This is a genomic window from Lysinibacillus sp. NPDC058147 (assembly GCF_042884205.1).
GTDB lineage: Bacteria > Bacillota > Bacilli > Bacillales_A > Planococcaceae > Lysinibacillus.
This window is the reverse complement of the sequence record NZ_JBHVUJ010000008.1, coordinates 15,203-38,362: the sequence shown is the minus strand read 5'-3', so window position 1 is coordinate 38,362 and position 23,160 is coordinate 15,203. Positions and strand designations below refer to the sequence as shown.

The 23,160-nt window shown below is 36.6% G+C and carries 23 protein-coding genes; 3 read left to right on the top strand and 20 right to left on the bottom strand.

Annotated elements, in window-relative coordinates:
• Window positions 1–5 precede the first annotated feature (5 nt).
• A complete protein-coding gene (gene yycF, locus ACFVT8_RS19850) occupies window positions 6–719 on the bottom strand; it encodes a response regulator YycF (protein ID WP_053482923.1) in 714 nt (237 codons plus the stop codon).
• Between the two features lie 221 nt (window positions 720–940).
• Complete coding sequence (locus tag ACFVT8_RS19845) at window positions 941–2,296, bottom strand: peptidoglycan DD-metalloendopeptidase family protein (protein WP_387084791.1); 1,356 nt, start codon at window positions 2,294–2,296, stop codon at window positions 941–943.
• 350 nt (window positions 2,297–2,646) lie between these two features.
• Between ACFVT8_RS19845 and ACFVT8_RS19840 the strand changes: the two genes are divergently transcribed.
• On the top strand, window positions 2,647–3,459 hold the full coding sequence (locus ACFVT8_RS19840; RefSeq protein ID WP_387085033.1) for a YitT family protein: 813 nt from the start codon (window positions 2,647–2,649) through the stop codon (window positions 3,457–3,459).
• A gap of 51 nt (window positions 3,460–3,510) precedes the next feature.
• Here the strand turns inward: ACFVT8_RS19840 and ACFVT8_RS19835 are convergent, their stop codons facing one another.
• From ACFVT8_RS19835 to rpsF, 8 genes are all read right to left on the bottom strand, one after another.
• Window positions 3,511–4,800, bottom strand: coding sequence for an adenylosuccinate synthase (locus tag ACFVT8_RS19835; RefSeq protein ID WP_387084789.1), 1,290 nt, complete (start codon window positions 4,798–4,800; stop codon window positions 3,511–3,513).
• Window positions 4,801–5,057: 257 nt separating this feature from the next.
• A complete protein-coding gene (dnaB, locus tag ACFVT8_RS19830; RefSeq protein WP_053482927.1) occupies window positions 5,058–6,419 on the bottom strand; it encodes a replicative DNA helicase in 1,362 nt (453 codons plus the stop codon).
• Between the two features lie 13 nt (window positions 6,420–6,432).
• Window positions 6,433–6,879, bottom strand: coding sequence for a 50S ribosomal protein L9 (gene rplI, locus ACFVT8_RS19825; protein WP_053482928.1), 447 nt, complete (start codon window positions 6,877–6,879; stop codon window positions 6,433–6,435).
• Window positions 6,876–8,849: a DHH family phosphoesterase gene (locus ACFVT8_RS19820; protein WP_387084786.1), complete on the bottom strand. Its 1,974-nt coding sequence runs from the start codon at window positions 8,847–8,849 to the stop codon at window positions 6,876–6,878. Before ACFVT8_RS19820 ends, rplI begins: the two co-directional genes overlap by 4 nt.
• A 12-nt stretch (window positions 8,850–8,861) precedes the next feature.
• Window positions 8,862–9,803 (bottom strand): YybS family protein, encoded by a 942-nt coding sequence (locus tag ACFVT8_RS19815; RefSeq protein ID WP_387084784.1) that lies wholly within the window; start codon window positions 9,801–9,803, stop codon window positions 8,862–8,864.
• A 618-nt stretch (window positions 9,804–10,421) separates the two neighbouring features.
• Complete coding sequence (gene rpsR / locus ACFVT8_RS19810; protein WP_012296211.1) at window positions 10,422–10,658, bottom strand: 30S ribosomal protein S18; 237 nt, start codon at window positions 10,656–10,658, stop codon at window positions 10,422–10,424.
• 38 nt (window positions 10,659–10,696) lie between these two features.
• Window positions 10,697–11,266: a single-stranded DNA-binding protein gene (ssb, locus tag ACFVT8_RS19805; RefSeq protein WP_387084781.1), complete on the bottom strand. Its 570-nt coding sequence runs from the start codon at window positions 11,264–11,266 to the stop codon at window positions 10,697–10,699.
• 44 nt (window positions 11,267–11,310) lie between these two features.
• The gene (gene rpsF, locus ACFVT8_RS19800; protein WP_053482932.1) at window positions 11,311–11,598 is read right to left on the bottom strand and encodes a 30S ribosomal protein S6; all 288 of its coding nucleotides are present in this window, start codon (window positions 11,596–11,598) and stop codon (window positions 11,311–11,313) included.
• 173 nt (window positions 11,599–11,771) lie between these two features.
• On the opposite strand from rpsF, the gene ACFVT8_RS19795 reads away from it, so the two are divergent.
• Window positions 11,772–12,332: a DUF3267 domain-containing protein gene (locus tag ACFVT8_RS19795; RefSeq protein ID WP_387084779.1), complete on the top strand. Its 561-nt coding sequence runs from the start codon at window positions 11,772–11,774 to the stop codon at window positions 12,330–12,332.
• Window positions 12,333–12,398: 66 nt separating this feature from the next.
• Here the strand turns inward: ACFVT8_RS19795 and ACFVT8_RS19790 are convergent, their stop codons facing one another.
• From ACFVT8_RS19790 to ACFVT8_RS19775, 4 genes are all read right to left on the bottom strand, one after another.
• The gene (locus ACFVT8_RS19790; RefSeq protein WP_387084777.1) at window positions 12,399–13,439 is read right to left on the bottom strand and encodes an acyl-CoA dehydrogenase family protein; all 1,041 of its coding nucleotides are present in this window, start codon (window positions 13,437–13,439) and stop codon (window positions 12,399–12,401) included.
• A gap of 85 nt (window positions 13,440–13,524) precedes the next feature.
• On the bottom strand, window positions 13,525–14,625 hold the full coding sequence (ychF, locus tag ACFVT8_RS19785; protein WP_387084775.1) for a redox-regulated ATPase YchF: 1,101 nt from the start codon (window positions 14,623–14,625) through the stop codon (window positions 13,525–13,527).
• Window positions 14,626–14,770: 145 nt separating this feature from the next.
• Window positions 14,771–14,971 carry a DUF951 domain-containing protein gene (locus ACFVT8_RS19780; RefSeq protein ID WP_387085031.1) on the bottom strand — a complete coding sequence of 67 codons (201 nt, stop codon included), beginning with the start codon at window positions 14,969–14,971 and terminating at the stop codon, window positions 14,771–14,773.
• Window positions 14,972–14,976: 5 nt separating this feature from the next.
• Complete coding sequence (locus ACFVT8_RS19775) at window positions 14,977–15,858, bottom strand: mechanosensitive ion channel family protein (RefSeq protein ID WP_387084773.1); 882 nt, start codon at window positions 15,856–15,858, stop codon at window positions 14,977–14,979.
• A gap of 93 nt (window positions 15,859–15,951) precedes the next feature.
• Here ACFVT8_RS19775 and yyaC point away from each other — a divergent pair, with 93 nt between their 5' ends.
• On the top strand, window positions 15,952–16,584 hold the full coding sequence (gene yyaC, locus ACFVT8_RS19770) for a spore protease YyaC (protein WP_387084771.1): 633 nt from the start codon (window positions 15,952–15,954) through the stop codon (window positions 16,582–16,584).
• On the opposite strand, the gene ACFVT8_RS19765 is transcribed toward yyaC, so the two are convergent.
• The 6 genes from ACFVT8_RS19765 to mnmG all read right to left on the bottom strand — a co-directional run bounded on the left by ACFVT8_RS19765 (window position 16,501) and on the right by mnmG (window position 23,140).
• A complete protein-coding gene (locus tag ACFVT8_RS19765) occupies window positions 16,501–17,217 on the bottom strand; it encodes a DUF554 domain-containing protein (protein ID WP_387084769.1) in 717 nt (238 codons plus the stop codon). The two genes, yyaC and ACFVT8_RS19765, sit on opposite strands and share 84 nt — an antisense overlap.
• A gap of 79 nt (window positions 17,218–17,296) precedes the next feature.
• Window positions 17,297–18,145, bottom strand: coding sequence for a ParB/RepB/Spo0J family partition protein (locus ACFVT8_RS19760; protein WP_387084767.1), 849 nt, complete (start codon window positions 18,143–18,145; stop codon window positions 17,297–17,299).
• Window positions 18,138–18,899, bottom strand: coding sequence for a ParA family protein (locus ACFVT8_RS19755; RefSeq protein WP_387084765.1), 762 nt, complete (start codon window positions 18,897–18,899; stop codon window positions 18,138–18,140). Before ACFVT8_RS19755 ends, ACFVT8_RS19760 begins: the two co-directional genes overlap by 8 nt.
• Before the next feature lie 406 nt (window positions 18,900–19,305).
• Entirely contained in the window at window positions 19,306–20,202 is an 897-nt protein-coding gene (noc, locus tag ACFVT8_RS19750; protein WP_387084763.1) for a nucleoid occlusion protein, read from the bottom strand.
• A 179-nt stretch (window positions 20,203–20,381) separates the two neighbouring features.
• A complete protein-coding gene (rsmG, locus tag ACFVT8_RS19745) occupies window positions 20,382–21,098 on the bottom strand; it encodes a 16S rRNA (guanine(527)-N(7))-methyltransferase RsmG (protein ID WP_387084761.1) in 717 nt (238 codons plus the stop codon).
• A gap of 146 nt (window positions 21,099–21,244) precedes the next feature.
• Window positions 21,245–23,140, bottom strand: a complete 1,896-nt coding sequence (gene mnmG, locus ACFVT8_RS19740) for a tRNA uridine-5-carboxymethylaminomethyl(34) synthesis enzyme MnmG (RefSeq protein WP_387084758.1) — start codon at window positions 23,138–23,140, stop codon at window positions 21,245–21,247.
• Between the last annotated feature and the right edge of the window lie 20 nt (window positions 23,141–23,160).

The window sequence follows — 23,160 nt, the reverse complement described above, 5'->3', positions numbered from 1 at the left end:
CCTTTTTACTCCTGTTCAGGATTTCGTAAATAATAACCTACACCACGACGAGTTACAATCCAAGCTGGATGGCTAGGATTGTCCTCTATTTTTTCTCGTAAACGACGAATTGTTACATCTACTGTTCGTACATCGCCAAAATAATCATAGCCCCACACAGTTTGCAATAAATGTTCACGCGTCATTACTTGACCGATATGCTTACCTAAGTAATGTAATAATTCAAACTCCCTATGCGTTAATTCAATTGCCTCATCACGCTTCAATACCAAGTAAGCATCTGGCTGAATAACAAGAGAACCTACTACAATTTCATTGGATTCTTCTTCAACCTCTTCGGCAGTAGGGGCTACTACCTGTAAGCGGCGCATATTTGCCTTTACACGCGCAATAAGTTCACGTGTACTAAAAGGCTTTGTCACATAATCATCTGCGCCCATTTCTAATCCTAACACTTTATCAATCTCAGAGCCTTTTGCTGTTAACATAATGATAGGGAAATCATATTTTTTTCGTATTTCTCTACAAACTTCCATCCCATCACGCTTAGGTAACATTATATCTAAAAGCATTAAATCTGGTTGTTCTTCCTCAACCTTCTCTAGTGCTTCATCTCCATCATAAGCACAAATAACTTTGTAGCCTTCTTTTATTAAATTAAACTGTAAAATATCTGCGATTGGTTTTTCATCGTCAACAACTAAAATGGTTTTGTCCATATATTTTTCTCCCTTTCGCTATTTATCTATTATTAAACGTTGTGTATTTTTAAAGTTACTACCCTTAACTCTACCATGCTTTTAGCTTCTATGCATTATTCTAAATCCTGATATTATATCCAACTATATTTCGACAAATATTTCTCGGGAAATAACATAGATTTATATACAAAATATACAAAAAGACAGCCCTATTTCGGACTGCCTTCTATTCGAACTGATTAACGCCCTACATATGATAATGGATTTTCTAACGAACCATTTTTCTTAACTTCAAAGTGTAGATGTGTACCTGTTGAATTTCCAGTAGAGCCCATAATACCTATAACTGAACCTTTTTCTACTACTTGCCCTACTTCCACTTTAATTGAAGATAGGTGTCCGTAAAGCGTTGTATAACCATTATTATGATTAATTACAATACGATTACCGTAACTACCAGAGACACCAGCTGCGACAACAACACCATTATCTGAAGCTAAAATATTGTAATTACTAGGGCGGGCAATATCAATACCACGATGGAGTTCTCCCCAACGTTGGCCCATTCCACTTGAAATATAGCCACCCACTGTTGGCCAAGTAAATTCACCCGTACCATGAGAAGAAATCACCTTCGTACCAACTACTTCAATTTCGTCAACTGGTTGTTGTATAATCTCTTCTTCTAACGCAACTTTGGATATACGAGTCCCATTTTCAGACGTTAATAAATATGATGTTTCTTTTCTTCCATTAACGCCTTGTCGTTTAATTACTTTCTCACCTTTATACATCGCTGGATCTTCTTCAACTATTTTATTAAACGGGATTTTATCAGTAACTTTCTTCTCCTGTTTCATCTCAAGTGTTACTAATGGTTTAGCGACTGTTACGTTTAATGCTTGCCCGATCTGCAAAACTGTATCAACAGTGATACCAGGATTTAACGCTAATAGCTCAGCTGTTGTTAATCCATGTTTTTGGGCAACTGAGCCTAAAACATCACCTGATTGAATTTTATATGTTTCTCGCTCAAGAGAACCTGTCATTAAATATTTCACAGCTTCCTCAGGCGCTAAAATAGCATTTGGTGCTACTTTTTGTGTTGTACCTGAAATTTCCTGTTTAAAAGAAATATCTAAAAGGCGCGTTTCACCAGTTTGTAATGGTGGGATACTCGTAGATTGCTGGTTAACATATATACTATTTAGCTCTTGCTGTGAAACATATTGTAACTTTAGCATTCGAATAGTATCTTCATAGGCTTTTGTATCTTTTAAAGAAACTACAGGCTTATGATCTACAAATAATGTAAAAGCTGGTGATTTAACTGCTAAAGATTGCTCTAATTTCTCCAAAATATTCTCATCAGTAATTTGATTACTAAATACTTCATTAGAGACCGCATCTATATTTTTATTTCCCACGTAAACGTGATTAATTTTGTTTAAATCTTCTTTATGATTTTCTTTTGCAAAACCTACATTAAACGTTAAACTTGTCATAACAACTGTAATAATGGATACCTTTTTAATTGAAGAAAAATTATAAGTGAATCTATTGTTTTTTTCTTTTCTTGACCAAGACGAACTCATTAATAAAGCCCCTTCCAACTTTAACCTATTGTAGGATCAATTACCCACAAAGATCTTTTGCACCACTTCACTGTACCATAAAGAAAATATGGTTTGACTGTTTTCATCTTTTTGTAATGTAAATGTATTAATTCTCTATTAATTGTTACATAATTCCTATTTTTGTAGCTATTAATATAATTTTAGACTTATCGCTTTTTACTTTTTTAATATTCAGATAAAATAAAGGTAGGATATACTAGTTGATTGGAGCGATTAATTTGAATGATTCACAGACCTCTGGAATAACCCCTAAAGTAAGAAAACCCCAACGTAAGAATACTGTTCGTAAACTTATAATTAGAACCATTATGGTGGCATTGGGTGCATTCATTATGGCATTGGGGCTAGAACTATTTTTAGTGCCAAACCACATTATGGATGGTGGAATCGTAGGTGTTTCCATTATCACTTCTCATTTATTGAATTTACCTCTTGGTATTTTCATCTTCATTTTAAACTTACCTTTTATCTTTTTAGGCTATAAACAAATCGGTAAAACTTTTGCACTTTCCACAGGACTCGGAATTACAGTACTCTCATTAACAACACTTTTCTTACATAATCTAAACCCGTTTACCCAAGATACGCTTTTGGCCACAGTTTTTGGAGGTATGATTTTAGGTATTGGTGTCGGCATCGTCATTCGTTATGGTGGTTCATTAGATGGGACAGAAATTTTAGCTATTTTATTTAATAGAAAAACACCGTTCTCCGTTGGTGAAATTATTATGTTCTTCAATTTACTCATCTTTATGATAGCGGGATTTGTGTTTACGTGGGAACAAGCAATGTACTCTATCCTGGCATATTATATCGCCTATAAAATGATTGACATCGTCATTCAAGGGATGGAGGAATCAAAATCTGTTTATATCATTAGTGACGACATTGATGAAATTGGACAGACCATTATGGACCGACTTGGCCGAGGAGTAACCTTCCTTCATGGTGAGGGAGCTTATACGGGGAACGATAAAAAGGTTATTTTTACTATCATTACCCGATTAGAGGAATCGAAGCTTAAATCAATCGTCGCTGAAATTGATGATCATGCATTCCTAGCAATTGGGAATATTGCCGAGGTTAAAGGTGGCCGCTTCAAGAAGAGAGATATTCACTAATGACAAAAAGGACGTACCGCATATGGTACGTCCTTTTTTGATTTATAATTATTATGCTTCCCAAACGTCCACTAAAACGTTTGTTTGTTCACGTGCAGGACCAACAGAGAAAGTAGCAATTTCAATACCAGTTAATTCACTCACGCGTTCTACATAGCGTCGTGCATTCTCAGGTAGCTCTTCTAATGTTTTGCAGCCTGTAACATCTTCTGACCAGCCTGGAAGCTCTTCATAAATTGGTTGACATTGTTCAATAATATGAAGATTTGCTGGATACTCAGTAATCGTTTCATCTTTATATTTATACGCTGTACAAATTTTAACTGTTTCTAAACCAGATAAAACATCGATTGAGTTAAGCGCAAGATGCGTAATACCACTTACTCTGCGTGAGTGGCGCACAACTACCGTATCGAACCAACCTACACGACGTGGGCGACCAGTTGTTGTACCGTATTCACGACCAACTTCACGAATTTGTTGACCTACTTCATCAAATAATTCAGTTGGGAACGGGCCATCGCCAACACGAGAAGTATAGGCTTTAGATACACCAATAACACTTGTAACTCGTGAAGGACCAATACCAGCACCAATCGCTACTCCACCAGCAACAGGATTTGAAGATGTTACAAATGGATACGTACCTTGATCGACATCAAGTAAAATACCTTGTGCTCCTTCAAATAACACTTTGCCACCTTCATCTAGTACATCGTTTAAGATTTTAGACGTGTCAGTTACATATTTTGCGATTTCTTGTCCATAGCCGTAATATTCCTCGAAAATTTCTTCGAATGTTACGCCTTCAACTTCGTAAAATTTCTCAAATAACTTATTTTTAATTGCTAAATTTTGACGTAGTTTTTCTTCAAATACATCCTTGTCTAGTAAATCAGCCATACGGATACCGATACGTGCTACTTTATCCTGATAACATGGTCCAATCCCTTTACAAGTCGTACCAATTTTATTATCGCCACGGCTTTCCTCATCAGCGATATCTTGCTTTATATGATATGGCAAAATAACATGCGCACGATTAGAAATTCGTAAATTATCTGTATCAACGCCACGTTCTTGTAAGCCTCTAAGCTCAGTAACTAATGACTTTGGATTAACAACCAGACCATTTCCGATTACTGACGTTTTTTCTTTATAGAAAATACCTGATGGAATTAAATGTAACTTATAAGTTTCACCATCAAATTTAATAGTATGTCCTGCATTATCACCGCCTGCAAAACGAGCGATTGCATCGGCTTTTTGTGAAAGGAAATCTGTAATTTTACCTTTTCCTTCGTCTCCCCACTGTGTTCCTACAACTACAACTGATGTCATAGTCAGCACCTCCGTTAGATACGATTTGTATCTCAATTTTTAAGCCGTTAATTATTGTAACAATGATAGAAACGCCTAGTCAACAAAAATACTTAAAAACACGAACATAAAATCAAAAAATATGATTCAACGTTCGTGTTTAATAACAGAATGGTATGAATATTATCTAACATTCAGATTAATTCAGTCTTGGCGTAATCTCTAACGTTGAGTTTCCTCTGAAAAAGGATTTTTTTCCTATGAATGAAGATTATTATTTAATCACGTGGAGGTGGTGGCGGCATTTGCGACCAATCCACATTAATGAATTTATTGAATTCCTTTTTAAAAGCAAGTGTAACTGTACCCGTTGGACCGTTACGCTGTTTAGCAATAATAATTTCAATCATATTTTTACTCTCAGACTCTTTATCGTAATAGTCATCACGATATAAGAAGGCAACAATATCAGCATCTTGCTCAATACTTCCCGATTCACGCAAGTCACTCATCATTGGTCGCTTATCTTGACGTTGCTCAACGCCACGAGATAGCTGTGATAATGCAATGACAGGAACCTTTAATTCACGCGCTAAACCTTTTAAAGAACGTGAAATCTCAGATACCTCTTGCTGACGGTTCTCACCTGGCTTACCACTACCTTGAATGAGCTGTAAATAATCGATCAAAATCATACCGAGACCATGCTCTTGTGCTAAACGTCGACATTTTGCTCGAATTTCATTGATACGTACACCTGGTGTATCATCAATAAAAATTCCAGAATTCGATAAACTCCCCATCGCCATAGTTAGTTTACCCCAATCTTCCGTTGTTAAAGCACCTGTACGTAAAACTTGTGCATCTATATTTCCCTCTGCACAAAGCATACGCATAACTAGTTGCTCAGCACCCATCTCTAATGAGAAGATCGCGACATTTTCACGTGCTTGCACGGCAACACTTTGTGCGACATTCAACGCAAAGGCTGTTTTACCTACAGAAGGACGTGCCGCTACAATGATTAAATCGTTGCGCTGAAAGCCAGCTGTTATATTGTCTAAATCACGGAAGCCTGTCGGAATACCTGTAACATCACCTTTTTGAGATTGGAGTTTTTCAATGTTATCAAAGGTTTCCACCAATACGTCTTTTACATGCTTAAAGTCACCGGCATTTTTACGATTGGCTACCTCCATCATTTTCTTCTCTGCTTCACCAAGTAATGCTTCTACCTCATCTTCACGAGTATAGCCATCTTCTACTATTTTAGTAGCTACACGAATTAAACGACGTAAAAGAGCCTTTTCTTCGACAATTTTCGCATAGTGGGCGACGTTAGCAGCTGTAGGGACAGCATTGGCGAGCTCTAGTAAATAAGATAGCCCGCCAACATCCTCAATTTCTTTTTTAGCTGATAATTCTTCAGTAACTGTTACAACATCTATCGCTTTTCCTTGATCACTTAAACGTAGCATCGTTTCAAAAATTGTCTTATGTGCATTATGATAAAAATCATCTGCTAGCAAAATTTCAGATGCAGTGATTAACGATTGAGGATCGAGGAAAATTGCACCGATAACCGATTGCTCTGCTTCCCGGTTATGCGGTGGAACGCGATCCATCATCGGTTCGTTCATGGATCGTCGCCCCTTATTCTTCCGTTACATGAACTTTTAATGCTGCAGATACTTCATGATGTAGTTTTACAGGTACATTTGTAAAGCCTAGCGCACGAATTCCATCGCTTAAAGTCATTTTACGTTTATCAATTTTTATGCCATGCGTTTTTTGAAGTGCATCAGCAATTTGCTTTGTAGATACTGAGCCAAATAGGCGACCACCTTCACCTGATTTTGCTTTTAATTCTACTGTTAAAGCTTCTAATTTTTCTTTTAATGCTTTCGCTTCAGCTAATTCGGCAGCAGCATTTTTAGCTTCTAAATTCTTTTGACCTTCTAATTGGCTTAATGCTTGTGCATTTGCTTCAGCAGCATAGCCATTTTTAATTAAGAAGTTTTGTGCGTAGCCGTCTGCTACATTTTTAACTTCCCCTTTTTTCCCTTTTCCTTTAACGTCTTTTAAAAATACTACTTTCATGATTCCGAACTCCCTTCGAGTACCTCATTTATGGCCTCTTCTAAATATTTTTCTACTCCAGCAATGGAATTTGCTTCGACTTGGCAAGCTGCATTTGTTAAATGTCCGCCGCCGCCTAGCTTTTCCATAACAAGCTGTACGTTTACCTCACCAAGTGATCTTGCACTTATGCCGATTTTGCCATCTGAACGGTGCGCAATGACAAAGGAAGCACCAACATCCTTCATTGTTAGTAAAATGTCTGCTGTTTGCGCAATTAGTACAGAATCATACACTTTCGCTTCCTCACCTACAGCAATAGCAATACCCGGCTTCACGAACTTAACTGTTTGCACTATTTTAGAACGCTCGATATACGTATCGACGTCTTCTTTTAATAATCGCTGTACTAGCACTGTATCGGCACCATTTGTCCTTAAATAAGAAGCCGCTTCGAACGTACGGGCTCCTGTACGCAATGTAAAACTCTTCGTATCGACAATAATTCCCGCCAGCAATGCCGTAGCCTCTAACATATTAATCTTTGCACGTTTTGGCTGATACTCAAGTAACTCTGTTATAAGCTCTGCTGTAGATGATGCATATGGCTCCATGTAAACAAGCGTTGGATTTTCTATAAAATCTTCACTTCGACGATGATGATCAATCACTACAACTTTTTCAGCCAGCTTCAATAGGTGTGCATCGATGACTAAATTAGGTTTATGTGTATCGACAATTACGAGCAATGATTTTTCTGTCATTCTTGCCGCAGCTTCATCTGGCGTTAGGAAATTCTCATAGAAATCCGATTTACTCTCTATTTCATTCATTAAACGTGTTACACTTCCGTTTAATTCTTCAAAATTTACGATCACATAGCCTTTCACATCATTCATTTGTGCCATTTTACGCACACCAACAGAGGCACCAATAGAGTCCATATCAGGGTTTTTATGTCCCATAACAAACACTTGGTCACTTTCCTGAATTAAATCACGTAGTGCATGGGAAATAACACGTGCTCTAACGCGTGTACGTTTCTCAACTGGATTCGTTTTCCCACCGTAGAACTTTAGCTTTCCTGAAGGTTGCTTGATGGCAACCTGATCACCACCACGACCTAAAACAAGGTCTAAACTTGATTGTGCTAGTTCACCAAGCTCTACTAATGAAGATGATCCTGCCCCAACACCAATACTTAATGTTAATGACATATTTTTTTGCGCTGTTTTTTCTCGAATGGTATCTAAAATGGCAAATTTTTTCTTTTCAAGCTCCATTAAAATGGATTCGTTTAATACAGCTAAAAAACGATCGGATGATATTCGTTTGACAAATATTCCTTGCTCAGCTGCCCAATCATTAACGATTGATGTCACCATCGTATTCGTTAAACTACGTGGTTGGTCATCCATTGCTTGCGTAATTTCGTCATAGTTATCAACAAATAAAATCGCAATAACTGTACGATCTGCGTAGTATTGTTTTTCAATAGCTATCTGCTCAGTAATATCAAAGAAATATAGTAAATTCTCTTCTTTTTTATAATAAACTCGATATTTACGATCACGGAGCGTAATCGTATCTTCGTTTGTCTCTTCGCTCTTCATTAGCACGTAAATGTCGTCAGATATATTAACGATCCCTTCACCTACTAAGTTTTCCATATTTAAAACGCCTTGCATATATGGATTCGACCATTCTATTTCATATTGATCATTGACAAGTAAAATCCCAATTGGCATTTCAAGCAATGCCTCTTCCCCAACTTTTTTCATGCGGAAAGAGATGGATTCAATATGCTTTTCTGTTTCATCAAAGGTAATCTTTTCTACCTTCCACGTATAAGCCATTAATAGAACAAAACCTACTCCATAACCTATACCTATCCCGATATTCCAAATACATAGAAGCACGAACGTCACAATGCCAAAAATGGAAAGAACAAAAAGCGGATAGCGGATTGGTCGTTTTCTAAAAGTCCCCATTACATCAGCCCCTTATTCTTTAGTTTTCCCCTTCACAAGTGAACGTACGTCGAAACCTAAATCTACGATTCCTAGCAATATCATAAAGGATGATAGTGGTAAGGCTAACAAAGTAGCAATCCATTTAACACCCTTCGGCATTTCCTTTTTAGAAATAAAGTAATGTATAAAGGAAATCCCTTGTAGGATTAATAACATCCATAAAATATAAGAAACGTTTAAAACAATAATATCTAATGTAGATCCAGATTCTGGACGCATAAATAAATTAATACATAAAATAATCATGTAATACCATAAAATAGACCGTGGTAGACGCATATTTTGGAACGGTGCAAATTTTGGAACGTCTAAACCAAGACGTTTTAAAACAGGGAAATTACACGTTATGATAATAAAAGCTGTTACAAATGCAAAGATTGTTACTGTTGCAGGTATTGTCAGCTCAATTATTTTTAACATAGCCTCTATTTGCTCTGACTGAAACGCTACTTGACCTGTTACAGTTTTTGCAAATTCATTTGATTGCTCATAATTTTCGCGTAAAAGCTCCGTGCTCATGTTAATAATATTGATACCAGCAAATTGAACATAGCCTACATAGACAATTGCCGTTGATAGAAGAATAGCAACCCCAGACGACATGAATAGGTAAAGCTTGCTCTTCTTTAGTTTAATCGCACTTCCTATAACGACACCAAGTAATGCCAAAATAAAGGCAAATGGTAACATAGCTATGCCACTCGTTAAAGCGGTTAAGATACATCCTACTACTGCTACGAGTATTGTTGAGGAACGCTTGTAATTTGCGCTATACCAAGCAATCGGTAGTGGAGCAAATATTAGACCTACTATAAAAATGAATGGTACATATGCAGAAATAAGCATTAGAATCGTAAAGATTGCGGCCATCATTGAGCCTTGTACAAGCGCCTTTGTTTGATTTTTCGGCATTGAAAACCTTCCTTTTTTCAGTCAAACTTACTGACCTTTATTGTACCATTTTTTCAGGTTATTGAACAAAAAACGCTAAGAACAACTGGATGCTTTGTCATTAATTTTGTAGAAGTAATGACTAAAGCGTAAAATACATAGCTATATAGGAGATCTTTTACCGAAAAAGCATAACAAATTCACTCATTAAATTCTTTTATATATATTTAAATTTTTTACCAAAAAAAATTGATCTGCTTTAAAACAGTTACTACTACACGAAAAAAGGCTTTTAATCGAAATGATTATAAGCCGTTTTGTTTTTTAAAAATGTTACTTAGTCGATTGGTCATCTCATTCATACGTTCAGAAATACGATAGCGTTTTGTTTCTCAATCTCTAATATTTCATTTTTTCTTTATTCATGTCTCTTAAAAGTGTAATAAATTCTTATACTAATGGCAAATGGTAATTTATAGAGCAATTACTGAGATAAAATCAACCATATTACTAAAATAAGGCTAACCATTCCCACCTTCCATGTTACAAGATTAGCCTTCTTTAGCAGCAACTCCACTTTTTATAAATAAAAAAGCACAACAAAAGTTGATTAAACCTTGTTGTGCCTTTATTTATATCTTATTTGTCTTCTGCTACGAATGGAAGTAATCCCATGATACGAGAAACTTTGATAGCTGAAGTTAATTTACGTTGGTACTTAGCGCTAGTGCCAGTTACGCGACGTGGTAAGATTTTACCGCGCTCAGAGATGAATTTTTTTAATAAATCCACATCTTTATAGTCGATATGCGTAATGTTATTAGCAGTGAAGTAGCAAACTTTACGGCGTTTGCGGCCTCCGCGACGTGGTGCCATAGTGTGTCTCCTCCTTATCATTTTTTATTTTAGAAGTATTAGAATGGTAAATCATCCTCAGATACTTCTATCGGTCCTTTGCTATTAGCAAATGGATCCTCATCTACACGTGTATAATTCGGCTGATTCATAGGTGGTTGATTTTGCTGATAAGCATCGCCGCCAAATGAACCCTGCCCTGGCATAGCACCACCAAACTGTTGCTGTGGTTGTCCACCGCCATATGACGGTTGATTATTACCGTAAGTATTCTGCCCACCATATTGAGGAGCAGGAGCACCGCTAGCATTACGAGGCTCTAAAAACTGTACGCTATCTGCCACTACATCTGTTGTGTATACTCGTTTACCATCTTGTCCTTCATAGCTGCCTGTTTGAATGCGGCCTTCCACTCCAATTAAACTTCCTTTTCGCATGAAGTTTGCTAAGTTTTCAGCCTGTTTGCGCCATGCAACACAGCTAATGAAATCAGCTTCGCGATCACCTTGTTGGTTTGAGAATGTTCGATTCACAGCAACTGTAAATCTTGTAGACGCAACACCATTAGGCGTATAGCGTAGCTCAGGATCTTTTGTTAGTCTTCCAACTAATACGACACGGTTTATCATCAGAAATGCAACCTCCTTTTCAGCATTTTGTTAAAAATAAATAATTACGCTTCTTGGCGAACCGCAATGTGACGAATGATATCTTCGCTAATGTTAGCAAGACGTGTGTATTCGTTAATTGCTTCTGAAGTAGCGTTTACTTTCACGATTTGGTAGAAACCTTCGCGGAAGTCTTGAATTTCATAAGCTAAGCGGCGTTTGCCCCACTCTTTTGATTCGATGACTTCTGCACCGTTAGAAGTTAAGATTTCGTTGAAACGTTCAACTAAAGCTTTCTTCGCTTCGTCTTCAATGTTCGGACGTACGATGTACATTAATTCGTATTTTCTCATCTGTTTACACCTCCTTATGGACTTAGGCTCTCCTGTACACAGGGAGCAAGGAGCAAGTAATAATTATTACTCACATCAATGAATTGTAACATATAGATACATGTCTTTCAAGTCGCAAACTAACAATTCATTCTATATAATGAACTTAATTCATGAATGGAAGGATGATCTTCATGCTACCAGATAAAGAACCAATCGTAATAGAGTTGGATATAAAAAAATTAATGATGGACAATATTGTTGTCACAAGCGGTCTAGTCATATTATTTGTAGCTATTCAATATATTTGCTTTAAAGATTTTGATTTTTCATTTTGGAGTATGATTAGTGGGTCCATACTTTTTACCATCCTGTATATTGTATTCATTGTCTTACATGAAGCCTTTCATTTAATTGGTTTTATGGTCTTCGGAGGCGTTCCCTTTAAATCGTTAAAATACGGCCTGAATTTAGAGCTTGGGATAGCATACGCAACAACCGAACAACCTTTACCAAATCATGCAATGAAAAAAGCTTTATTACTTCCATTCTGGACAACTGGCGTCCTCCCTACAATTGCTGGTTTCTATTTTAACAGTACTGTTTTCATATTAGTTGGGGCTTTTTTAATAGCTGGGGCAGTAGGTGATTTTTCCATGTATAAAGAATTGTGCAAATATCCAAAAAATGCATTAATACAGGATGATCCTCATTTACCAAAGCTTTATGTATATACGCCTGAGGAAAAGAGATAACTGAGGTAATTCATCTTACAAATAGAATCTGCTTGAATCCAAGCAGATTCTATTATTGAAACAAGATTATGGCGTTAAAAAACCATGCTGTGCTGCTGTATATAAATTTCTCCAAATACGATTAATCGAAGATGTCTCTGTAATCGCATCCATACCAAGTCTACGTATTAAGTTATTGGAAATATCTACGCAAGCTGCTGCAATGTCTTTACTCATCCGAGAAAATTGTTGTAGTTCTTCATCGGTCAACTCATGACCTTCTTTATGTTTTTTCCAGTATTCATCTAACATTGAATAAAATTGCTCTTCAAGCTGTCTAAAGTTCTTCTGTTGTTGCATCAATATAAATTGTATGGCGCCCAAACGTTCTGTACGGCTTGGGTCATGGTTTCTATCCTTCACTAAAATAGCTGTCTCTTCTAAGAAATTTTCTGTTATCCCAAGGCAAACACTTAAAAAAGAAGCTTCCGCAAATGCGCCAAACGGAAAACTATGTACTGCACTTTCATACTTGTTTTTAATTGTGCCCAATTGGAACGTTTCCTCTCGTGGCACCCAAACATTTTGCACACGGATCGTATGACTAGCTGTCGCTTTTAAGCCTATTGCTTGCCAATCATTAAGAACTTCTACTTGATCTCGATTTACGGAGCAACTAACGATTTCATCTGTTCTAATACCTTCATTCTCAACAAAGCAATTCATCGTAAAAGTTGTAGCATAATCTGCTCCACTACAATACTTCCATTGACCTGTTACACGGTAGCCCCCATCTATTTTTACTGCTGTGCCTGTAGGATAGCCACTGCCTGCGATGACTGCATTTCTTGGTGAAAATATTTTTTCACAAACCTCTTTGTTTAATGTTGGAATAAATGCATTACCTCCTGTACCTATTGTGACAAGCCAGCCAAAGTTACCATCAAGTACAGACATCTGTTGGAATACTTTAATACCTTCTAGTAAATCTAAATCTTTACCGCCTAATTCCTTTGCTGTGAACAGTTTAAACAATTGATGTTCATAAATAAGCTCTAATATATCTTCTGGTAATCTACCTAACTCTTCAATTTCTAAACCACGCTCTTTTATTTGTAATATAGTCATACTAGCCTACCCTCCGGATTGAAAATTCAGATAAGTATATAGACAAAAAAAGGCAATCTTTTAAAAGATTGCCCCTGTTCGTATTTTACACATTGAAACGGAATAACATAATATCGCCGTCTTGCACTACATATTCTTTACCTTCAAGACGTACTTTACCAGCTTCCTTAGCAGCTGCTTGAGAACCAGCCTCTACTAAATCATTGAAGGCAACTGTTTCTGCACGAATAAATCCACGTTCAAAGTCTGTGTGAATGATTCCAGCACATTGTGGTGCTTTCATGCCTTTACGGAATGTCCATGCACGTACCTCTTGTACCCCAGCAGTGAAATAAGTTGCTAGTCCTAGTAAATCATATGAAGTACGGATTAATTGATCTAAACCAGATTCTTTAATGCCTAATTCTTCTAAGAACATTGCTTTTTCTTCATCATCAAGCTCAGAAATTTCTTCCTCGATTTTGGCACAAATTGTGATAACTTGAGCACCTTCAGCAGCTGCATACTCACGTACCTTTTGTACATATTCATTATTATCTGCGTCAGCAACTTCATCTTCTGAAACGTTTGCCACATAAAGCATAGGCTTAATTGTTAAAAGATGAAGTCCTTTAATAACCTTTAGTTCGTCCTCTGAAAGCTCTGCAGCGCGTGCTGGTCGACCGTTTTCTAATTGTTCTTTAATTTTCAGAAGAACAGGTTCTTCAATCATTGCTTCTTTGTCTTTTTGCTTTGCCATTTTGCTAACACGTTGTAATCGCTTATCAACAGATTCTAAATCGGCAAGGGCAAGCTCTAGATTAATAACCTCAATATCGTCAATTGGATCAACTGCACCTGATACGTGTGTAATATTTTCATCTACGAAACAACGTACTACTTGGCAAATTGCATCTACTTCACGAATATGAGCAAGGAATTTGTTCCCTAAACCTTCACCTTTTGAAGCGCCTTTTACGATACCAGCAATATCAGTAAACTCAAATGCTGTTGGTACTGTTTTTTTAGGTATTACTAATTCTGTTAATTTATCTAAACGTGCGTCTGGTACTTCAACAATACCGACGTTTGGATCGATTGTTGCGAATGGATAGTTTGCAGCCAATGCGCCCGCTTTTGTAATTGCGTTAAATAATGTTGATTTTCCTACGTTAGGTAAACCAACGATTCCAGCTGTTAATGCCATGAATGGACACAACCTTTCTATGATCTGTTCAAAATTTCCCGTACTAACGGATACTGTGAGGTTACAGAAGTCCTCACTGATTAATCACTGTATAACCCTATCTATTATATTGATTCACTCATAAAAAGTCTAATACACATCGAAGTTAGTCTTCACTAGCGGAAATTAAAACCTTTTTCATTTTTTTCTCAAATTCGCGACGTGGAATCATGACACTATGCTGACAGCCTTCACATTTAATGCGTACATCTGCCCCCATTCGAATAATTTTCCACTTATTTGTGCCGCATGGGTGCTGCTTTTTCATTTCAACAACATCGTTTAAACCAAATTTCTTCGCTTCCATATTACTCATTTCTCCCCCTCTTCATTTCCATTCACACCATAGAACATCATTTTCGGATGAGCCATTGGTATATTATTTTCTTCAAAGAGTTTTGTAACATCGCGACGAATAGTACGAGCCACCCCGTATTGTTGTTGTGGTAATGTTTCTGCGGCTATACGAATCGTTACCTCTGTACCTTTAACATTTTGTACACCTAAAAAGACAGGTACTGCTACAAGTTCTTTATGAATTTCAGGTAAAGTATTTAAATACTTTTTAATAATAGATTCTGCTCTTTCAAAATCGGCATCGGTCGTCATTTGTAAATCTATATAAATTTTAGAGTTGTTGACAGAATAATTGACAACATCACCAATCGAACCATTCGGTATAATAAATTGCTCTCCAGTAGAACCATTAATCTTTGTTGTACGTAAGCCTATCTCTACAACAGTTCCTTCAGCTGCATTTATTTTTATATAATCGCCAACACCAAATTGATCTTCAAAAATAATAAAGAATCCAGTAATGACATCCTTTACCAAGCTCTGCGCACCAAAACCGATTGCTAAACCAAGAATCCCCGCTCCCGCCAATAAACCTGCTATCTGAATGTGTAAGATAGGAAGAATCGCCATGATTGCTGAAAAATAAACGGCATAGGAGATGACGCTTTGTAATAATCTTGAAATTGTTTTTTGTCGGCGTTCTGAGTGGTTTAAAGGTGAACTCATCCGCATTAAAAACACTTTCTTAATAAACTTTTTACCTAATCGTACAGCTAACCAAGATGCAATCAAAATAACAGTAATCTTCATTGAAGCTTTTGTTATATTTATCCAAAGATCCTCTGACATCAACATGTCCCAATAGTGCTTTAATACCTTTTCGTTAAAGTAATCCATTTATACCACCTCTTGAATAACTTGCTAAAAATTTGCGTATACTGCATAAAAATCGAGCACTTCTTACAAATAAAAAGGAAAGTGAGTTTTTTTATGAATACTATACCAAAATTATTACTCCCTTATTCTCTTCATCATGAAAGTAAAAATATCGTTTGGCAGTTAAGTACATTATTTTTAGAACATATACCCTTTCATCATGAACGCCTTATTTTCTGTTGTATTGGAAGTGACCGTTGTACAGGTGATACACTTGGTCCATTAACAGGTAGCTTCCTCAAAAAGTCTGTTAGTTTTCCATATGAAATTGTAGGCTCTTTAGACAATCCTTTGCATGCTCTTAATTTAAACACTACTATGCAACAGCTACACAATCATACTATAAAACCTTTCATCATTGCGATTGATGCATGCCTCGGAAGTGAACAAAACGTTGGACATATTTCTGTACAAAATGGACCTATTTTTCCAGGAAAAGCTGTAAAGAAAGAATTACCTCCCATCGGCGATATTTCCATTAAAGGAATAGTCAATGTTGGAGGCTTTATGGAAATGCTTGTTTTACAAAATACAAGACTTCATATTTCTTATGCAATGGCGGAAAAACTTTCAAGAGCTCTATTGCTCGCCGCACATCGTTATTCATTGAAAAATATAGAAGATAGCAACCACAATACCGACAACGATGAGACTTGGCAACAAGTTGGCAGCCTTGATCTTAGTTAAGCCCGCTATATTTAAACCAATGGCAAAAATCATAACACCGCCTACAGCAGTCATTTCATGTATAAACATTTGTAGTGCAGCATCTGGTATAAAGGAGCTGATAACACCTGCAAAAAGTGCAATTAATCCTTGATAGACGAATACAGGGAATGCAGATAATAGTACTCCAATACCTAATGTAGATGCCAATATTATCGATATAAATCCATCGATTAATCCTTTCGTAATAAGTATATTATGATCATTACGCAGACCACTATCGAGTGCACCAATGACACCCATAGAACCAACTACAAATATTAAAGAGGCCGTTACAAAACCTTCTGCTATGCCAATTTGATTATTATCAGTACGATTTTTACTGAATAAAGATTCTACCCATTGTCCAAGTCTATTCATTTGCTTATCTAAATCTAGCCACTCACCAATTACTGTACCTACTACTAAACTTATCATTAAAATAATAAAATTATCACTTTCAAAGCCCATTTTAATCCCTAAAAGTGCAACTGCTAAACCGATAATAGATAATACAGTAGACTTCATTGATTCAGGTATGTTTTTAAAAATTCGTCCTACCAATGCACCTACCATAATAAGCAGAGCGTTAATTAATGCCCCTAGTAATACCACATCCCAACCCTTCCTTCTCTCTAGAAAAATAGAGAGCGCCTTGTAGTTCGGCGCTCTGATTACGTTATCGATATTTTTCTTACTCTTCCTGTAAATTTAATATTTCTAAAATACGTTCTAAATCATCTTCAGAATAAAATTCAATTTCAATTTTACCTTTATTATTCGCTTTCCTAATTTGTACATTTGTTCCGAAGTAATCACGTAACTGTGATTCCTTAGCTGCAACGAATATATCTTTTTTCTTTGGTTGAGTTGTTTCACGTGAAACTTCTTCATTTAAGTTGTGTACTAACATTTCAACTTGTCGTACATTTAAACCTTGTTTAATGACCTTATTTGCCACTTCTGATATTCTTCTTTTATTTTTTAATCCAAGTAACGCTCGTCCTTGTCCCATAGATAATGTTCCATCATTCATAAACTCTCGAACATCCTCTGGCAATGCAAGTAAACGAACATGATTGGCAATATGTGGTCTACTTTTACCTAATCTTTTGGATAGCTCCTCTTGTGTTAAATGTAAGCTCTCCATTAAGCTATGATATGCCTCAGCCTCTTCAATAACTGTCAAATCTTCACGCTGTAAATTTTCTAAAATGGCTAGCTCCATCATTTGCGCATCTGAAAACTCTTTTATAATAGCCGGAATAACCTCTAACCCTGCTAATTGAGTCGCTCTATAGCGGCGTTCTCCAGCAACGATTTCATATTTACGTCCTTTTTTACGTACAGCAATTGGCTGTAAAATACCATGTTCCTGTATAGAGTCAGCTAATTCTTGTAAAGCTTCTTCATCGAAAATTTTACGAGGCTGAAATGGATTTGCGACGATCAGCTCTAATTGTATTTCTTCCACTTGCCCACTTTGTTCTATAGACTCTCCAGGAAATAAGGCACCTATGCCTCTCCCTAAACCTTTAGCCATTTTTAATCACTTCCCTCGCCATCTCTAAATACACTTCAGCACCTCTTGATTTTGCGTCATAAATGATAATCGGCTGCCCATGACTTGGAGCCTCACTTAAACGCACATTACGAGGAATAATTGTTTTGTATACTTTATCTTGAAAATATTTTTTTACTTCATCAATAACTTGTAAGCCTAGGTTTGTTCGTGCATCAAGCATCGTCAATAATACACCATCAATGTATAATTGCTGATTTAAATGTTTTTGCACTAAACGGACAGTTGATAACAACTGACTTAACCCCTCTAATGCGTAATATTCGCATTGTACAGGAATAATAAGCGCATCCGAAGCGGTTAAAGCATTAATTGTTAGGAGCCCTAACGAAGGTGGGCAATCAATAATAATATAGTCATAATCTTCTTTTACATCTTGAAGTGCATGCTTTAAACGTACTTCTCTGGAAATTGTCGAAACTAATTCAATTTCTGCTCCGGCTAGTGAAATGGTTGCTGGAACGATTGCTAAGTTTTCGACATTTGTTTGTTGAATGACATCTTTAACGTTTTCATCATCAATTAATACATCATAAATACAGCCTTGAAGTTCTCCTTTATTAACGCCAAGTCCACTCGTTGTATTTCCTTGTGGATCAGTATCGATTAAGAGCACTTTCTTCCCTAAATATGCTAGACAAGCGCTCAAATTAACCGATGTCGTTGTTTTTCCTACGCCACCCTTTTGATTGGCGATTGCTATAATTCTACCCATTTAAAAGCACCTGCTTTCATCTATCAAAGTTCACTTTGACAAATCATTTGTAAAATCACTGATCTATTATGCCTCGGCATAATTGCGTCCGGAATCGGCTTTGAAGCGGATGTTTGGGTACCCGCTGAAAAGTAACTTAAACCCTCGTTCACTTATCTCACCACTTATAGAGGTGAGAGACTTCTGTACCTGTCACTACACTTTCGTTACAAAAACACTTGCTAAAAGAAGTTAAATACCTCTATCTTACTTTCATTCTATCAAAAAAATAGAAAATAGTTGTATAAAATATTAAGAATATATGCAAAAAAGGAGACATCTCAGAAATATTACTGAAATGTCTCCTCTTTATAGAGATATAAAAGTCAATTCTTTATTTTTCTAATATAATTTCAATTACGATTTATTACTTTTTCTTTTTAGGTATTTTCACTGTAATTTGATAATATTCCTCTGTATCTTCTTCTTCGGTCTTAACTGTTATACCACTCTTTGTTACCATAGATAACGATTGTTTAATCGTATTTAAAGCAATGCGTACATCTTTACTAATAGCCTTACGTCTTGGCTTTACTTTCTTCGGTTCCGCTTCTTCTTGAACTTCTGCCTCTGGATGTAATAAAGAATAAATTTGCTCTTCTAACTGACGAACGTTCCAATCATTCTCAATCGTTTGTTGTAAAACTTCTAGCTGTAATGGCTGATCTTTAATAGCAATTAATGCTCGTGCATGTCGTTCAGAGATTTCACGCTTCAAAATAGCTTGCTGCACTTCTTGAGGCAACTTTAATAAACGTAATTTATTGGCTACCGTGGATTGTCCTTTTCCAAGTCGTTGGGCCAAAGCTTCTTGTGTCAGCTCATGAAGCTCTAATAATTTTTGATAGGCAACAGCTTCTTCAATTGCTGTTAATTCTTCACGCTGTAGGTTCTCAATTAACGCGATAGAGGCTGTTTCCTTATCAGTTAAATTTCTTATGATTGCTGGAACTTCTGTCCATTGTAGCTTTTTCATTGCTCGATAACGACGCTCACCAGCAATGATTTCATATTGATTTTCTGCTGTTTTACGTACAACAATTGGCTGAATCACACCATGCGTATGAATGGTTCTTGATAATTCTTCAATTTTTTCATCATCAAAAATAGTACGTGGCTGAAAACGGTTAGGCACAATTTGATCAATAGGTAGCTTTATAACTTCTTCTGCTGCATGAACCGCCTCTGCTTGTTCTACTTCATTTTTCACAATAGGCTCAGTTTTATTCCCGCCTCCAAAAAAACGTGAAAAAGGACTTTTCATCCAAGTGGCACCACCTTTAAGTAACTATCTTGCTCTGTTTTATTCTATTATTATTTATTATATTTCTTAAAATGTATATAGTTCATAGATGTCATTTGCGTGAACCATCCATAACTAGTATGTATGCTCAAAATAGAAAAAATATTTTCTACTTTGAGAAGTTTCACATGAAACACTAATTATTGAATCGGTGTTTTATTTGGTACACCTGGTTTACGCGGGTATTTTTTTGGTGTTCCTTTTATTTTATCAAAGATATACAACATACGGTCACTTTCTTCAACAGGTAGCTGGAAAGAAAATTCTTCTTTTAGTGCAACCCCTAATGTAGCCAATGCTTTTTTTGCATCTTTTAACTCTTCCGCACCAGCTGCTGCTTTTAAAGCAACAAAATAGCCACCTTGCTTCGCTAGTGGTACACATAACTCTGATAAGACCGATAATCGTGCTACCGCACGAGCTGTTACAACATCAAACTGTTCACGATATTTAGCATTTTGAGCAAATTCCTCTGCACGGGCATGTACAAAATGCATATTCTCTAATTGTAACTCATCACTTAAATGATTTAAAAATGTAATTCTTTTATTTAAAGAATCGACAATTGTTACATGTAAATGTGGGAAACAGATTTTAATTGGAATACTTGGGAAACCAGCACCTGCTCCAACATCACAAACTGTCGTCACTTTTGAAAAATCAAAATAGAAAGAGGCACTAATCGAATCATAGAAGTGCTTTAAATAAACACCTTCTAAATCCGTAATAGCCGTTAAGTTCATCTTTTCATTCCACTCAACAAGTAACTCAAAGTATTTTTTGAATTGAGCCATCTGCTTTTCAGAAAGTTCAATGCCCTTCTTCTTTAGAGCTTCGATAAATTGTTGTTCGTTCATGTAAAGTCTCCTTTTTCTATATGGCTTTACTATCCCTATTATTGATTTGTAATCATCAAATCAACTTTGTAAAAATAGCATAGCCTTAAAAATAGGAAGCGGGCACAAAAGGTATGCCCGCCTCTTATTCACTTTACTGTTGTTCATTATTCACCGCTGACGCGTGCTATTTTACCTTGCTCAATATAAACAAGTAATATTGAAATATCTGCAGGGTTTACACCAGAGATTCGCGATGCTTGGGCAATGGAAAGTGGTGTAACTTGTTTTAATTTTTGTCGAGCTTCTGTTGCTAGACCTGAAATAGCGTCATAATCAATATTTTCTGGGATTTTTTTATTCTCCATTTTATGAAGCTTTTCAACTTGTTGCAATGCTTTTTCAATATAACCTTCGTATTTAAGCTGAATTTCAATTTGTTCTTTCACTTCATCCGAAAACTCTATATCTGCTGGAATTAACGAAGAAACTAATTCATAATGCATTTCTGTACGTTTTAATAAATCCGCTCCACGGATACCATCTTTTAGCTCACTACCGCCTACAGAGCGAATGGTAGCTTGTGTTACTTCATTTGGTTTAATAATAACTTCACGGAGACGTGCAATTTCGTTTTCAATCAGCTCTTTTTTCTCATTGAATTTTGCATGTCTTTCCTCAGTAACCATTCCCATATTGTAACCTAGCTCTACTAAACGTAAATCAGCGTTATCATGACGAAGTAGTAAACGATATTCTGCGCGAGATGTTAGTAAGCGATACGGTTCATTTGTTCCTTTTGTTACTAGATCATCAATTAATACGCCAATATAAGCATCTGAGCGACTTAAGATTAATTCTTGTTTACCAAGTACATTAGCAGCAGCATTTATCCCAGCCATTACGCCTTGAGCGGCCGCTTCCTCGTAACCTGATGTGCCGTTGATTTGACCAGCAGTATATAAGCCTTTAATACGTTTTGTTTCTAAAGTTGGCCACAATTGTGTTGGCACGATTGCATCGTACTCAATAGCATAGCCAGCACGCATCATTTCTGCGTTTTCTAAGCCTGGGATTGATTTTAGTAAACGTGTTTGTACATGCTCTGGTAAGCTAGTTGATAAACCTTGTACATATACTTCACGTGTATTGCGACCTTCTGGCTCTAGGAAGATTTGGTGGCGCGGTTTATCGTTAAATCGCACAACTTTATCTTCAATAGAAGGGCAATAACGTGGACCCGTACCTTTAATCATCCCTGAGTACATCGGTGAAAGATGTAGGTTTGCCTCGATAATTTCATGTGTTTCTAGGCTTGTATAAGTTAACCAGCAAGGTAGCTGATCCATGATGAATTCAGTTGTTTCAAAACTGAATGCACGTGGAACCTCATCTCCTGGTTGTATCTCTGTTTTATCATAATCAATTGTACGGTTATTCACTCGTGGTGGTGTACCTGTTTTAAAACGCACAAGGTCAAAACCAAGCTCTTTTAAGTTATCAGCTAAACGAATTGACGGTTGTTGGTTATTAGGACCACTTGAATATTTTACGTCACCAATAATGATTTCACCACGAAGGAATGTACCTGTTGTGATAACAACTGTTTGAGCGCGGTAAATAGCACCAATTTGTGTAATAACACCTTGTACTTCCCCGTCCTCAATTATTAGTTCTTCCACCATTCCTTGCTGAATTGTCAAATTCTCAGTTTCCTCCAAGATGCGTTTCATTTCTTGTTGGTATAAAACTTTGTCCGCTTGTGCACGTAATGCACGCACAGCAGGACCTTTCCCTGTATTTAACATCCGCATTTGAATATGCGTTTTATCAATAACTTTCCCCATGACGCCACCTAATGCGTCAATTTCTCGTACTACGATTCCTTTGGCAGGACCACCAATGGAAGGATTGCATGGCATAAATGCAATCATATCTAAATTGATTGTTAACATCAGTGTGTTAGCACCCATTTTGGCAGCAGCATGTGCAGCTTCAGATCCTGCGTGGCCTGCGCCAATTACGATAACATCAAACGTGCCTGCCTCATAATTTGTTGGCATAGCTCGTATCTTCCTTTCTT

Coding starts and splice junctions, on each gene's coding strand:
- yycF (WP_053482923.1), bottom strand. CDS start 719: ATGGACAAAACCATTTTAGTTGTTGACGATGAAAAACCAATCGCAGAT.
- ACFVT8_RS19845 (WP_387084791.1), bottom strand. CDS start 2,296: ATGAGTTCGTCTTGGTCAAGAAAAGAAAAAAACAATAGATTCACTTAT.
- ACFVT8_RS19840 (WP_387085033.1), top strand. CDS start 2,647: ATGGTGGCATTGGGTGCATTCATTATGGCATTGGGGCTAGAACTATTT.
- ACFVT8_RS19835 (WP_387084789.1), bottom strand. CDS start 4,800: ATGACATCAGTTGTAGTTGTAGGAACACAGTGGGGAGACGAAGGAAAA.
- dnaB (WP_053482927.1), bottom strand. CDS start 6,419: ATGAACGAACCGATGATGGATCGCGTTCCACCGCATAACCGGGAAGCA.
- rplI (WP_053482928.1), bottom strand. CDS start 6,879: ATGAAAGTAGTATTTTTAAAAGACGTTAAAGGAAAAGGGAAAAAAGGG.
- ACFVT8_RS19820 (WP_387084786.1), bottom strand. CDS start 8,849: ATGGGGACTTTTAGAAAACGACCAATCCGCTATCCGCTTTTTGTTCTT.
- ACFVT8_RS19815 (WP_387084784.1), bottom strand. CDS start 9,803: ATGCCGAAAAATCAAACAAAGGCGCTTGTACAAGGCTCAATGATGGCC.
- rpsR (WP_012296211.1), bottom strand. CDS start 10,658: ATGGCACCACGTCGCGGAGGCCGCAAACGCCGTAAAGTTTGCTACTTC.
- ssb (WP_387084781.1), bottom strand. CDS start 11,266: ATGATAAACCGTGTCGTATTAGTTGGAAGACTAACAAAAGATCCTGAG.
- rpsF (WP_053482932.1), bottom strand. CDS start 11,598: ATGAGAAAATACGAATTAATGTACATCGTACGTCCGAACATTGAAGAC.
- ACFVT8_RS19795 (WP_387084779.1), top strand. CDS start 11,772: ATGCTACCAGATAAAGAACCAATCGTAATAGAGTTGGATATAAAAAAA.
- ACFVT8_RS19790 (WP_387084777.1), bottom strand. CDS start 13,439: ATGACTATATTACAAATAAAAGAGCGTGGTTTAGAAATTGAAGAGTTA.
- ychF (WP_387084775.1), bottom strand. CDS start 14,625: ATGGCATTAACAGCTGGAATCGTTGGTTTACCTAACGTAGGAAAATCA.
- ACFVT8_RS19780 (WP_387085031.1), bottom strand. CDS start 14,971: ATGGAAGCGAAGAAATTTGGTTTAAACGATGTTGTTGAAATGAAAAAG.
- ACFVT8_RS19775 (WP_387084773.1), bottom strand. CDS start 15,858: ATGGATTACTTTAACGAAAAGGTATTAAAGCACTATTGGGACATGTTG.
- yyaC (WP_387084771.1), top strand. CDS start 15,952: ATGAATACTATACCAAAATTATTACTCCCTTATTCTCTTCATCATGAA.
- ACFVT8_RS19760 (WP_387084767.1), bottom strand. CDS start 18,145: ATGGCTAAAGGTTTAGGGAGAGGCATAGGTGCCTTATTTCCTGGAGAG.
- ACFVT8_RS19755 (WP_387084765.1), bottom strand. CDS start 18,899: ATGGGTAGAATTATAGCAATCGCCAATCAAAAGGGTGGCGTAGGAAAA.
- noc (WP_387084763.1), bottom strand. CDS start 20,202: ATGAAAAGTCCTTTTTCACGTTTTTTTGGAGGCGGGAATAAAACTGAG.
- rsmG (WP_387084761.1), bottom strand. CDS start 21,098: ATGAACGAACAACAATTTATCGAAGCTCTAAAGAAGAAGGGCATTGAA.
- mnmG (WP_387084758.1), bottom strand. CDS start 23,140: ATGCCAACAAATTATGAGGCAGGCACGTTTGATGTTATCGTAATTGGC.